At 39.8% G+C, this 12,120-nt stretch carries 10 protein-coding genes and 3 pseudogenes; 10 read left to right on the top strand and 3 right to left on the bottom strand.

All coding sequences use genetic code 11. From position 1 onward, the window contains the following. Nucleotides 1-60 precede the first annotated feature (60 nt). Nucleotides 61-834: a LysR family transcriptional regulator gene (locus ACGEDC_RS21045; protein ID WP_394495593.1), complete on the top strand. Its 774-nt coding sequence runs from the start codon at nt 61-63 to the stop codon at nt 832-834. Between the two features lie 279 nt (nt 835-1,113). Here the strand turns inward: ACGEDC_RS21045 and ACGEDC_RS21040 are convergent. Then, nucleotides 1,114-2,110, bottom strand: a pseudogene (locus ACGEDC_RS21040) (NADP-dependent oxidoreductase). 135 nt (nt 2,111-2,245) lie between these two features. Here ACGEDC_RS21040 and ACGEDC_RS21035 point away from each other — a divergent pair. From ACGEDC_RS21035 to ACGEDC_RS21025, 3 genes and pseudogenes are all read left to right on the top strand, one after another. Beyond that, a pseudogene (locus tag ACGEDC_RS21035) lies at nt 2,246-3,147 on the top strand (LysR family transcriptional regulator). A 35-nt stretch (nt 3,148-3,182) separates the two neighbouring features. Further along, nucleotides 3,183-3,754, top strand: a pseudogene (locus ACGEDC_RS21030) (GNAT family N-acetyltransferase). A 21-nt stretch (nt 3,755-3,775) separates the two neighbouring features. Then, on the top strand, nt 3,776-4,015 hold the full coding sequence (locus tag ACGEDC_RS21025) for a DUF3624 domain-containing protein (RefSeq protein ID WP_394495591.1): 240 nt from the start codon (nt 3,776-3,778) through the stop codon (nt 4,013-4,015). Between the two features lie 93 nt (nt 4,016-4,108). Here ACGEDC_RS21025 and ACGEDC_RS21020 read toward each other — a convergent pair whose 3' ends face one another. Then, the gene (locus tag ACGEDC_RS21020) at nt 4,109-4,633 is read right to left on the bottom strand and encodes a DUF2062 domain-containing protein (RefSeq protein ID WP_394495589.1); all 525 of its coding nucleotides are present in this window, start codon (nt 4,631-4,633) and stop codon (nt 4,109-4,111) included. 28 nt (nt 4,634-4,661) lie between these two features. Here ACGEDC_RS21020 and ACGEDC_RS21015 point away from each other — a divergent pair, with 28 nt between their 5' ends. From ACGEDC_RS21015 to ACGEDC_RS20990, 6 genes are all read left to right on the top strand, one after another. Next, a complete protein-coding gene (locus tag ACGEDC_RS21015; protein WP_394495587.1) occupies nt 4,662-6,530 on the top strand; it encodes a ComEC/Rec2 family competence protein in 1,869 nt (622 codons plus the stop codon). An 11-nt stretch (nt 6,531-6,541) separates the two neighbouring features. Further along, on the top strand, nt 6,542-7,183 hold the full coding sequence (locus ACGEDC_RS21010; protein ID WP_394495585.1) for a ComEC/Rec2 family competence protein: 642 nt from the start codon (nt 6,542-6,544) through the stop codon (nt 7,181-7,183). A 39-nt stretch (nt 7,184-7,222) separates the two neighbouring features. Continuing rightward, complete coding sequence (gene msbA, locus ACGEDC_RS21005; RefSeq protein ID WP_055023398.1) at nt 7,223-9,022, top strand: lipid A export permease/ATP-binding protein MsbA; 1,800 nt, start codon at nt 7,223-7,225, stop codon at nt 9,020-9,022. Further along, a complete protein-coding gene (lpxK, locus tag ACGEDC_RS21000) occupies nt 9,023-10,039 on the top strand; it encodes a tetraacyldisaccharide 4'-kinase (protein WP_394495582.1) in 1,017 nt (338 codons plus the stop codon). Beyond that, the gene (locus ACGEDC_RS20995) at nt 10,026-10,199 is read left to right on the top strand and encodes a Trm112 family protein (RefSeq protein ID WP_080915983.1); all 174 of its coding nucleotides are present in this window, start codon (nt 10,026-10,028) and stop codon (nt 10,197-10,199) included. Before lpxK ends, ACGEDC_RS20995 begins: the two co-directional genes overlap by 14 nt. A 238-nt stretch (nt 10,200-10,437) precedes the next feature. Next, the gene (locus ACGEDC_RS20990; RefSeq protein ID WP_394495579.1) at nt 10,438-11,157 is read left to right on the top strand and encodes a serine/threonine protein phosphatase; all 720 of its coding nucleotides are present in this window, start codon (nt 10,438-10,440) and stop codon (nt 11,155-11,157) included. A 78-nt stretch (nt 11,158-11,235) separates the two neighbouring features. Here the strand turns inward: ACGEDC_RS20990 and ACGEDC_RS20985 are convergent, their stop codons facing one another. After that, nucleotides 11,236-12,102, bottom strand: coding sequence for an MBL fold metallo-hydrolase (locus ACGEDC_RS20985; RefSeq protein WP_394495577.1), 867 nt, complete (start codon nt 12,100-12,102; stop codon nt 11,236-11,238). Nucleotides 12,103-12,120 lie beyond the last annotated feature (18 nt).

The raw sequence follows: 12,120 nt of genomic DNA, 5'->3' as shown, positions 1-12,120 counted from the left end.
ACTTATAACAGCTATAAGCTATGCTAATATCAGTGTTGAATTTTGATTTGGTATTGGCGTGTGTATAGAAAGTATTCAGAACAAATTAATTTAAACTACTTACGTATTTTTAATGAGTTATATCGCTCTCGTAGTACAACACTTGCGGCGGCCAAATTAGGTATAACCCAATCTGCAGTAAGCCAAGTTTTGTCCAAATTACGAAATGCCACAGGTGATCCTTTGTTTATCAAAGGGCAAGGGCAGTTAGTGCCGACTGTGCGTGCCACAGAAATAGGTGAAGGGTTAGCAAGCGAACTTATTCAATTAGATAAACGATTCTATCCTGAAGATTTTCTCAATCAAGATGACTTTGATGGTGAAATTAATTTTTCAATTGCGAGTCCGATTATTGATGTGATTGCAAAAGCGTTAATGGATACAGTTGAGAAGGTATTACCTAAAGCCAAGATTAATTTTACTCACTGGAATGATCATAGCTTAGACCAAATTATTAATGGAGATGTGCACATTGGATTGAACTTATTTCCAATCAATGCACCAAAAGAAATCAGACAAATTCCACTTGTGATTAATCAAGCTGTGTTTATTTCTGCTAAACCGAATCAATGGATTGAGGATGGCATGCAAAAGACTGGCTTTGTTGATCATGATTTTGCAGGGATTATTTTTTCGGGCATTAACCGCTTACAGCCAATTTTAGAGAATAATGATCTGACGAAAGGCTTTAAGTTTAAATACCGTTCAGAGTCGCATTCTTTGCTGTCTCACTATTTACAAAAAGAAAACACCATCTTGTTAGCAGACAAGTTCTTCTTGCCATTACTATCCTGACCATTATTATTATGAAGCGCCGAAACGCTTGGCAAGCTTGCTACCATTGCAGTTAAGTTACGCTTTGTATTATTTGCAAGCCAATCACCAAGATCAAATTTATTCTGATTCCGAAAGAGTCGTAAAAACATTACTTGAACAGTTCAGTTCCACTATCGACATTATTCCTAATCGAAATAAGTTTTAGAGAAAATAACTTAATTAGCAACACGCCTATGCTTTATTAAACATAGGCGTGATAGTTAGACGCGATCGTTATCTTAGAAAGCTAATGTAAAACTAGAGTTTTACCATCAATTTTCCTTTATTTTCTCCGCTAAAGAATAAGTTTAACCCTTCAATAGATGACGTTATTCCATCCAGAATATGCGATCTGTGTTTGATTTTACCTTGCAGCACATAGGGAGTGAGCTTTTCCAGTAGGCTTGGTACTTCAGCATAATGATCTGGCATGGTAAAACCTTGCACTGTAATACGTCTTTTTAGAATGTTCATCCAGCTTGGTCCTGGCGCAGGTGTCTGTTTACTGTAATCAGCAATAAGACCACACACCATTACGCGTCCGTGAGGGTTCATTCTGTCTACTATCAGGCTTTGAATTGGACCTGCAGTATTTTCAAAAATAAGTCGATACCTTGTGGAGCTAACTTGTCTAATTCTGCAGCTAAATCAGCTGTTTTGTAGTTTATGGCTGAATCAAATCCCAGCTCATCAACAATCCAATTGGCTTTTTCATCACTACCAACAACACCAATGACGTGAAGTCCATCTGCTTTAGCAAGTTGGCCAACAATAGAACCGACAGAGCCCGCAGCGCCTGTTACTATTATTGTTTCACCCGCTTTAGGTTTGCCAACATTGAACAACCCCTGTGTTGCAGTAAGCCCTGGAAGCGCGAACACGGATAGAATAGTTTCATCAGGTAAAGGTGCATCTACTTTATTTAAGCCTTTTCCGTTACTGTGGAAATACTCTTGCCAACCCATCATACCCATCACTCGATCGCCTACTTTAAAATCAGGATGATGACTTTCAACGACTTCGCCAACGCCACTACTGCGCATGACCTCGCCTAAGTTAACTGGGGGATATAGCTGTCAGTATCTGGTTGCATCCAACCAAACATAGCGGGATCCAGTGACATATAGTTTTGCTTTACGAGAATTTCACCCGGGTTAACCTTTGGCATTGGTAAGGATACGATTTCAAAAATATCTTGAGTAATTGGTCCGCCTTGTGGGCGTTTGACTAAGTTAATTGCAGTAAATGTACTCATTTTGCTTCCTTCAATGAGATCGATAATTAGGTATCGGTGTGAATAAGATAAACAGTATTATTACTTTGATTATTGATAAGATATAGTGGGCTAATTGTCTTTCTTTATTGCTTTTATGACAATAATGGGTGGGGTATGGATCAATTAAGAGCGCTTAAATATTTTATCAAAGTGGTAGAAACTGGCAGTTTTACTCACGCAGCCAAAAGCTTTTCGGTACCTGCTTCTTCATTATCAAGGCGAGTGGCAGATCTTGAGACAAGCTTAGGTGCGACGTTATTGAAACGGTCAACTAGAGCCGTATCATTGACTGAGATTGGCGCAGAGTACTATCAACAAGTATCACAACTATTGCTACAGCTTGAACAAAGCAATGAAGCAGTAAGAACGTATCAAACAGAGCCAATGGGAAAGCTGAGAATAAGCGCCATGGTTGGTATCGGCAGAGAAGTGCTTATTCCGCTTTTAGATGAGTTTTCTCGCTTATACCCAAAAGTTATTTTAGATATTGAGCTTAGTGATGAATTGTCCTCGGTTGGTCGTGATGATGTAGACATCGCTATTAGAGGTGGTTATGCCCCAAATGATCGCGTTATGGCGATTAGATTAATGGACAATCAATTTATCCCTGCTGCAACTCAGCAATACCTCGACACAATGGGAACGCCAACACATCCATCAGAGCTGCAAGATCATAAAGGGTTATATTATCGCTCACCAAATGGTCGTGTCCCTTGGCTGAGTAAAATAAATGGTCAGTGGCAAGACGTATCAGCACCAGCTGCAGCGATTAGCAATGTGGGGAGTGGCTAATTGCAAAGGCAAAACAACATCAAGGTATTTTGATGATGCCACGCTGGGTTTTATCGCCGTTTTTAGCCAGTAATGAATTAACTGAGTTACACTTTGAGCCACCTTTGTCAGCCACTCAAAGTGATGATTTTGGGGTATATTTGATTTATCAAAAACACCGCTACCATGTGCCAAAAGTCAAAGCAGCAGTGGATTTTTTAGTGGCAAGAATTAAACATGCTTAACCTATTAATCATTCATAAAAGGTAAGGTATTAGGAATGAAGACAACCAATAAGCCCGTTCAAGTACCGCATTTGAATACACAACGATTAACAATACGGGCTTTTCAATCTGATGATTTAGCCAATTTTGCAGCTTATCGAGCGGATCCCATCATTGCTCAATACCAAAGCTGGAATGATTACACTGAAGAAGATGCCCTGCGGTTTTATTCTAATATGGATTACCAAATGTTCGGTGTTGCAGGCCTTTGGTTTCAATTGGCCTTGATTGAAAAAGACTCGCAACAGTTAATTGGTGATATCGCACTACATTTTGTTGATGAGCAGCAAGTTGAAGTCGGTTTTACCTTAGCAAGAACGGCACAAAAAAAGGTTACGCAACTGAAGCCATGAAATCAGTGATTGATTATTTATTTTCTGTATTGAAAAAACATAGAATTACCGCAACAACTGATGCTGAAAATAGTGCGTCAATGACACTATTGATGCGGCTTGGCTTTAGAAAAGAAGGGCATTTTATACAAAACATATTTTTTAAAGGAAAATGGGGGGATGAATGCGCCTTTGCACTATTAAATAAAGAGCACCTTTCCTATGAGTCTGCTTGAAGTATCTAAAGGGGAGTGGTGATGTCTTGCAAAGACTGTGAAGAGTCTATTTTTAAGCAAAAGATAGGTCGTTGCCGAGCGTGTATGATGCAACTTACTGTATTGAGTCTTATCTGTTGGCCGTTATGGTGGTGGAATTATGCTGATAACCCGACATTGGTTGAATCGATTGCGTTACTGTTTTTCTGCATTGCATTTTCTGGACTGTTAAGTTTGCACTTAGTGGTACTGATTTATCGAAAATTATCAGCAGCTGAATAAATATGTTCAGCTAACTCTCATGTACTCTCGTTTCAATCACACTTGCTTAAAGTCGATTTGAAAAGGTAAAAAGCCAGCTTAAATGCTGGCTTTTCATTCAATATCACGGTTTAGGTTAGCTTCTTTTTTCCACTTAAATAGTATCGAATATTTCCATAGACTTTTAATCACAAAGAAGCTGATTAACGCAAAAATTGCCCCCAAAATAACACAACCTAACAAAAATGGTGGACCGATTGTACCGATTGAACTTTCAACCCATTGCCAACTGGCTTCAAATGCGAAGTCAGTCGTATCCATCCCGAGGATATTTGCACCTAATAGGTAGGCAGCATAAAACATAAACGGCATGGTAATCGGATTAGTTAACCAAACTAGCGCAACGGCGAGGGGAATATTAACTTTGAAATAAATGGCCATACCTGCAGCAATAACCATTTGAAAAGGTAAAGGCAGCCAAGCAACAAAAAGGCCAATAGCAAATGATCCTGGCGCTGATTTTCGATTCAACGTCCATAAATTGGGATCATTTAATAAGCTGCCAAATATACGTAAATACTTATGATTACGTATTGTTTCAGGCTTCGGCATAAATTTTTGTAATAATTTTTTTGGCATATACGCGATTACTGTCTTTAATTAATCAATGATAAATCGATTCATTTATGGTTTTTGCGCCAGTATGCTTTTTAGCAATTTGCTGCCAAGCCTACTTCCTATATGGATGGCGTCTATCACTTTGATAATAGTGTTAGTAACTTTTAAAAAGTGGTCGTTCATCAGTGGAACACTTTTTGGAGTGTTGCTAGTTTCTATTTGTTTTAATTCACTATTTTCTTCACAAGAATCAAATATCCCTGTCAAAAAACAATTTAAGGCAGAGATAGTATCACTAGTTAGCGTAAACAGCGACTGGATAAGTTTCGATATTCGACTGCTTTCTGAACAAAGTCGCTTTTATGACCACTACTATAGACTCATTTGGCAGCAACCGCCTGAATTAAAAGTCGGTCAAACTTGGCTGTTAAATGCCAGACTTAAACCGATTACCAGCCCGCTTAATCAAGGTGGTTTTAATCAACAAAAGTACCTATTAAGCCGTCATATCGTCGCAAAAGGCACGGTGAAGCAAGGGGAGTTAGTCGCCTATTTTGCGCCTTTTAGGCAAACAATCATAGATAACCTAACACCTGTATTAAGGAGCTTAGACAATAGCGCTGTTATGCAGGCGTTACTATTTGGCGACAAATCATTATTATCCAAGCAGCAATGGCAACAGTTACGTCAAACTGGAACTGGGCATTTAGTGGCTATTTCTGGCTTGCATTTATCGGTAGTTTTTGGACTTTTTCTGTTATTATCACGTGGGATGCTGTTTACATGTTGGCCGCATTCTAGTCGCAGAAACTTGCTTTTATCTATGCTCATAGCAACTGTGTTTGCTTTGGGTTATGGCTATTTAGCTGGTTTTGCCATTTCAACACAACGTGCCTTGGTGATGTTGCTTGCACTTGTGATCCTCACCATGGTCAATCAATATGCTTCAACATGGCAGCGACTCATTTGGGCGTTATTTGCTGTTTTATTAATTGACCCTTTCGCGAGTTTAAGCGCTGGTTTCTGGCTGTCTTTTAGTGCGCTGGCCATTATTTTATTAACCATTGACTATACCTCGCTTCAACAACAAACCACGCTTTCACAAGAAAGTGATAGCACTGATTGTATAGATAGTGTTGATTCTAATAGGGAACAACTAAGCCTTTATCAGCGTTTTTTTCAAGATCATCAAACTAGGTTTAGACGTTTAATCAGTCAATGTAAGGCTTTTATTGTTGTATTTTGGGCAGTGCAATGGCGGTTGGCATTAGCTTTAGGTTTGGTGCAAGCGGTATTGTTTGGCACTTTCTCATTTCACAGTATTTGGGTTAATTTCCTTATGGTGCCTTGGTTTAGCTTTGTGGTTATTCCATTAAGCATTATCGCTTTGGTGCTCAATTTACTGTTGATGATAATGCCCATACCGCAAAACTGGTCGTACATACTTGGCGAAACTGTAATGCAATTAGCTGATTTGTCACTTAGCCCTTTTCAGTGGTTAATCGGCTTTAGTGACGCCTGGCCACTCGCTTTAGTGAGGTTGCCTGATAATCTCATCTTGAGTGTGGCTTTCTTCATATTGGGACTATTTTTAATAAAATGGTCAGTGCATAAAACATGGCAAGTCGTATCAAGTTTATTGTGTATTCCCTTTGTCATGTTGACAGTGCAGCATTGGACTTTACATCACATTGATCAATTTCAGCACGCCGTTAATGAGCCAATCATTACAGATGCAACGCTAAAGCCGATTCATTGGCAAGCGCATGTTATTGATGTAGCTCAAGGCATGTCGGTACTACTGCAGCAGGGCAATCGTGGTGTACTTTATGATACAGGCGCTGCGTATGGGGAGAGTTTTTCTTATGCAGAGCGAGCTATTGTCCCTATGTTACAAGCAAAGGGGTTACTCAATTAGATTACGTCATTGTGAGCCATAATGATAATGACCACGCTGGAGGGTTAAATGTCATAACCAAACATTACCCAGAGGTGATTGTCATTGCAGAGCAAGCCGTTATCGATAAAAGTATTAATGTAAGCTCTGAGCTGGCTAATGAAACGCCAGCACATATGCTTTGCGAAAATAACCAAATAAAGTGGCTTAACTTAACCATTGAGATGCATATCAATACACTTGAAAGTAATGATAATAACCGCTCCTGTGTTGCTTATATTATTGATACTCAACGGCGGTTATTTTTGGCTGGGGATATTGAAAAAGAAACTGAGTATGAATTTCTTAAGCGAGAAGTTTTAGCCCCCGTTGATGTGTTACTTGCACCGCATCATGGGAGTCGAACATCGTCTACACTAGACTTTATCGATGCAGTGTCACCAAAGCATGTTATTTTTACCGCAGGCTATGCGAATCAATATGGATTTCCTAAAGAAGATATTCAAAATCGTTACAAACTTAAAGGAGCTAAAACACTTGTTAGCGGTGACTCGGGTCAGATTAGTATAGATTTTGAACCATCAAACTATGCTATTCGTGAATATCGTTCAGATATTGCGCCATTTTGGTATAACAGCCTGTTTAGATTTGGTGAGAAAGTTAAAGCAGAGTAGAATAACCCTTTGTTTGCTATTCAAGTGTTAACGTAATCAATGACAACAACTAATAACGAAATGTCGAGCGTATTTAAACGCCTTCTTACTTATCTCATTCCGATGAAAGGAATGTTTTTGTTAGCAATCTTAGGTCTGTTAACTTACGGCTTAGTCGACGCCGCTTTTATTGCGTTTATTAAACCTTTTATCGATGAAGGCTTTAGTCAAACGCCTAATGTCGTTGGTGGCGTAGAAGTTCCGACCCACGGCGGGTTTAATGCCAACAAAGACATTATGTTAATGGCGCCACTTGTGGTCATTGGTATGTTTACACTTCGGGGGATTGCGAATTTCGTATCGACCTATTGTGTATCCTACATGAGCGCTAAGTTAATCATGGATATGCGTCAGCAAGTGTTTGAACATTATTTACGCTTACCTGTCAGTTATATTGACCGAGAAAACAGTGGTAATTTAATTTCTCGAGTTACATTCGATACTGAACAAATCGCCCGAGCATCCGGCAGTGCACTTATTTCTATAGTACGTGACTCGATTACAGTCATTGCAATGTTAGCCATCATGTTCTTTTATTCTTGGAAATTATCCTTGTGCATATTAGTGATTGGCCCATTAATGGGGATAGTTATAAGCCTTGTCAGTAAACGCTTTCGCAAGGTTTCTAAGCAAATCCAATCAGCTATGGGTGGGGTCACAGCGACAACAGAACAAATGATCAAAGGCCACAAAAATGTATTGGCGTTTGGTGGTCAAAAAACGGAAGTAAATCGTTTTTTCAAGGTGAATGATTCTAACCGTCATCAAAATATGAAGTTAGCGGTCGCCCAAGCAATCAGTCAGCCAGTGATTATGATTATCGGCTCATTTGCTCTTGCGTTTGTATTGTATGCCGCAACATTTCCTGGATTAAAAGAAGAACTGACCGCTGGTACTTTTGCCGCTATTTTAGGCGCTATGATGGCAATGCTGCAGCCAATTAAAAACTTAACGCGAGTGAATGCTGAATTTCAGCGTGGTATTGCAGCGTGTACAACCGTGTTTGAGCTACTTGATACCGCCCCTGAATCTGATACGGGTGAATATGAAGTGGCACGAGTTAAAGGTAACTTGAAATTCAATAACGTGACATTCAGCTACCCTGACACTGAAAAGCCAGCGTTAACCAATATTGACTTTGAAGTTAAACAAGGCAAAACCATTGCTTTGGTTGGCCGAAGTGGGTCAGGTAAGTCGACCATTGCCAGCTTAATGACGCGTTTTTACACTGGTGTTTCAGAAGGTGATATTACCTTAGATGATGTCAGTATTTATGATTACAAATTGAAGTCTTTGCGTAATCAAGTCGCCTTAGTATCACAACAGGTCACCTTATTTAACGATACTATCGCGAATAACATTGCATATGCCTATCCAGGTGAAGTGACTCGAGAGCAAATTGTTAAAGCTGCTGAACTTGCTTATGCAATGGAGTTTATCGAAACTCTACCAGAAGGCTTAGACACCGAAGTCGGTGAGAATGGCGTTTTGCTATCAGGTGGACAGCGTCAAAGGATTGCCATTGCTCGTGCTATGTTACGTGATGCGCCTGTCCTTATTTTAGATGAAGCAACCTCGGCTTTAGATACTGAATCTGAAAAAGCCATTCAACATGGGTTAGATAACTTACGTCACAACCGCACATCCATTGTTATTGCACATCGACTTTCAACGATTGAATCTGCAGATGAAATTCTTGTTATCGACCAAGGTAAAGTTGTCGAGCGCGGTGCGCATGCTGAGCTAGTTGAGCAAGAAGGCGTTTACGCTAACTTGTATAAAATGCAATTTGGTAATTAAATGCAGGCGTTAGTTAACAAAATTTGGTATCAAGGTCATCCGGCAAAATGGTTGCTTATGCCATTGAGCTGGTTATTTGGGCTTATTACTTGGTTGCGTCGTCTTGGATTTTCACTCGGGATAAAACAAGCTGAAACTTTACCTGTACCTGTGATTGTCGTGGGTAATATTACAGCTGGTGGCAGTGGCAAAACGCCTACCGTTATCTACTTAATTGATTTACTTCGCCAGCATGGCTATAAGCCTGGGGTAATAAGCCGCGGATACGGGGTTAAAATTAATGGTGTGAAAGCCGTTAATTTAACCGATAAAGCGGTAGATGTGGGTGATGAGCCAGCCATGATTGTGGCGCGTACAAACGTTCCCATGGTGGTTGGCGCTAAGCGTATTGATGCGGCGCAGAAGTTGTTATCTGATTTTGATGTTGATGTGATTATTAGTGATGATGGCTTACAGCATTATGCCTTAGCCAGAGATATCGAACTTGCGATTGTAGATGGGCAAAGACGATACGGTAATGAATGCTTAATTCCTGCAGGGCCATTACGAGAAGGCATTTGGCGATTAAACACTATTGATTGGGTGATCAACAATGGTGGTGCAGCTCAAAATGATGAAGTGGCAATGCAATTAGCACCGTGTTCATTAACAAGGGTGGACTCTGCAGCGTCTTCTAACACCTCATCTTGGCAATCTGAACCCGCAGTGGCTATGGCGGGGATTGGTAATCCGCAACGTTTTTTCGATAATCTCAGCGCGTTAGGGTACGACATTGTTCAAACTCATGAGTTTGAAGACCATCAGGCATTTGATAAACAGGCATTAGCGCAACTCTCTGAAGAGCACCCATTGATAATGACAGAGAAAGATGCGGTTAAATGTCGCGATTTTGCACAACAAAACTGGTGGTATCTGCCAGTAAATGCGAAGCTTAATAAAAGTTTTGATCAAGCATTTTTGAATAGACTAGAACAAGTCGTCAAAGTTAAACAAGGAAACCTCCATGGCGTTCGATAAAAAATTACTTGAGATTGTGGCTTGCCCAGTATGTAAAGGTAAGTTGGAATTTGATAAAGAAGCAGATCAATTGATTTGTAAAGCTGACAAGCTCGCTTATCCAATTACTGAAGGCATTCCTGTGTTGCTTGAAAACCGAGCATTACCGCTAGAGTCTTAAAAAATCATTATTAAAAAAGCGCCTTTAAGGCGCTTTTTTTGATTTAAATTCCATGCTACATATCAATTCGTTGGTTAACTATTGTGCACTTGTTGTTATTAGTATGTAGGTACTGATTATAGAGTAATTGCACTATTTATGCGCTGACGTAAAAGTCAGCCAGTTCACCTCGAAAAATTTGAAGTCTATGTCTTATAGCTTAGATACTGAATACTTAATTCGGTATGACGGACAAAAAATGACTCAAATGCATTCTTTTCAGGACAAAGTCGCACAAATGCTTATTTTAAATGAAGGTGTGCGTATCAGTCATTTTGAATATCAAGGTAAGCGCTATTGGCTTAAACAAGTTGAAAAGCTTTCTGGAGCGATGCGCTTTTTAAAATCTGATTCAGCCGAAGCCTTATACAAAGAAACTCAAGTTTTGAAACTTTTACAAAACGATGGAGCACCAGTTCCCAAGGTACATGCCAGTGGCGATGGATATCTCGTTGTTGAAGATGCAGGGCGCACGGTTAGGGATTGGCTTGAAAGTGATGATATAGCCAGTGATGAATTACAGCGCATTTTGAATGATACCAGTAAAGGTTTAGCTCATTTGCATTTGATGGATCATGCACATGGAAGACCGGCTTTACGCGACATAAGCTGGGATGCCGGTGAAGTAAAATTTATCGATTTTGAGGTCAATCAGCAAAAGGGCACCTTGTTGAACCAACAAATTCGAGATGTATTAGTTTATGTGCATAGCCTATACCGCTACATAAATGATAAAGAAAAGATTTCGGCTGCGATAACGGCTTATCGACAAGCTGGTGGTGAGGTTATTTGGCAACAAGCCAAGCAATTTTTACAGTCTTGGCAATGGTTATACTATTTTGCAAAACCGTTTCAAGGTATAGGTGGTAAAGATTTAAAACCAGTGTATTGGGTGCTATGGCACTTTAGGTACCATTAAATAAAAAGCCGCTTGTCACTGCTACGCTGATAAGCGGCTTATTTTAGAATGAATCGCTTTATTCAAATAAGTAGATGATTAGCGAGGTTTTAAGTCTTTATATAAAGTATCGATCCACTTTTTCTCCGTGATAAAACCCCAGCTCCAATCTTTCCATTTCTCAGGTACGCCACTTGCTTGTACTTGCGCTAGTGTTTTACCTTCAGTGAGCTCTTTTTCCATCCATAGAATATTTTCATCAAGCATATGTTTGAACTTTAATAAATCATCCTGAGTGGCCAGCGAACCATGACCTGGGATTATCTGTGTCTGTTTGTCTATTAATGATATAACCTTTGAAACATTGTCACGATAACCAATAACAGTGCCACCACCATTTAAATCAACGTAAGGGAAACGGTCTTTAAAAAATAAATCCCCCATGTGTACAACGTTATCATTTTTCCAAAACACTACACTGTCGCCATCAGTATGTCCTGGCCCCATATGCTTCAGAGTTAACGTGTCATTGTTAAAATGAATGGCAACATCCTCGGAATAAGTCACAACGGGCAGGGCTGCTTTGGGGGTATCTTGCTTGGCACTGAGTCTTTTCAGTACATTGTGATGAGCAAATATGATCCCTTGTTCACCAAAGTGGGCATTACCGCCAGTATGATCGCCGTGGTAATGGGTATTAATGACGTACTTAGGTTGTCCTGGTTGAATTTTATTTAATGATTGACTGATTTTATCTGCGAGTGGTGCAAATTGATCATCGATAATTAATATGCCATCTGCACCAGCTGATACACCGATATTACCGCCAGAGCCGGTAAACATATAGGTTGTGGGTGTAAGTTGCTGTGAGGTGATTTGAACATCTTTAAAGCGGTCATCATCAGCATAAACTGCAGTGCTAATTAATGATAGTGCGATTAATTTACTGAACAATCTTAGTTTCATCTGTTGTGTCCTGTTTTA

Source organism: Shewanella sp. ENK2 (assembly GCF_043568515.1).
Taxonomy (GTDB): domain Bacteria; phylum Pseudomonadota; class Gammaproteobacteria; order Enterobacterales; family Shewanellaceae; genus Shewanella; species Shewanella japonica.
The sequence above is the reverse complement of the archived record's forward strand: the minus strand, read 5'-3'. Positions and strand labels throughout refer to the sequence as shown.

Bases quoted from the DNA above. Each gene is read 5' to 3' on its own strand.
- ACGEDC_RS21025 (WP_394495591.1), top strand. From the start codon at position 3,776: ATGTCTTGCAAAGACTGTGAAGAGTCTATTTTTAAGCAAAAGATAGGT.
- ACGEDC_RS21015 (WP_394495587.1), top strand. From the start codon at position 4,662: ATGATAAATCGATTCATTTATGGTTTTTGCGCCAGTATGCTTTTTAGC.
- msbA (WP_055023398.1), top strand. From the start codon at position 7,223: ATGACAACAACTAATAACGAAATGTCGAGCGTATTTAAACGCCTTCTT.
- ACGEDC_RS20995 (WP_080915983.1), top strand. From the start codon at position 10,026: ATGGCGTTCGATAAAAAATTACTTGAGATTGTGGCTTGCCCAGTATGT.
- lpxK (WP_394495582.1), top strand. From the start codon at position 9,023: ATGCAGGCGTTAGTTAACAAAATTTGGTATCAAGGTCATCCGGCAAAA.
- ACGEDC_RS21020 (WP_394495589.1), bottom strand. From the start codon at position 4,633: ATGCCAAAAAAATTATTACAAAAATTTATGCCGAAGCCTGAAACAATA.
- ACGEDC_RS20990 (WP_394495579.1), top strand. From the start codon at position 10,438: ATGACTCAAATGCATTCTTTTCAGGACAAAGTCGCACAAATGCTTATT.
- ACGEDC_RS20985 (WP_394495577.1), bottom strand. From the start codon at position 12,102: ATGAAACTAAGATTGTTCAGTAAATTAATCGCACTATCATTAATTAGC.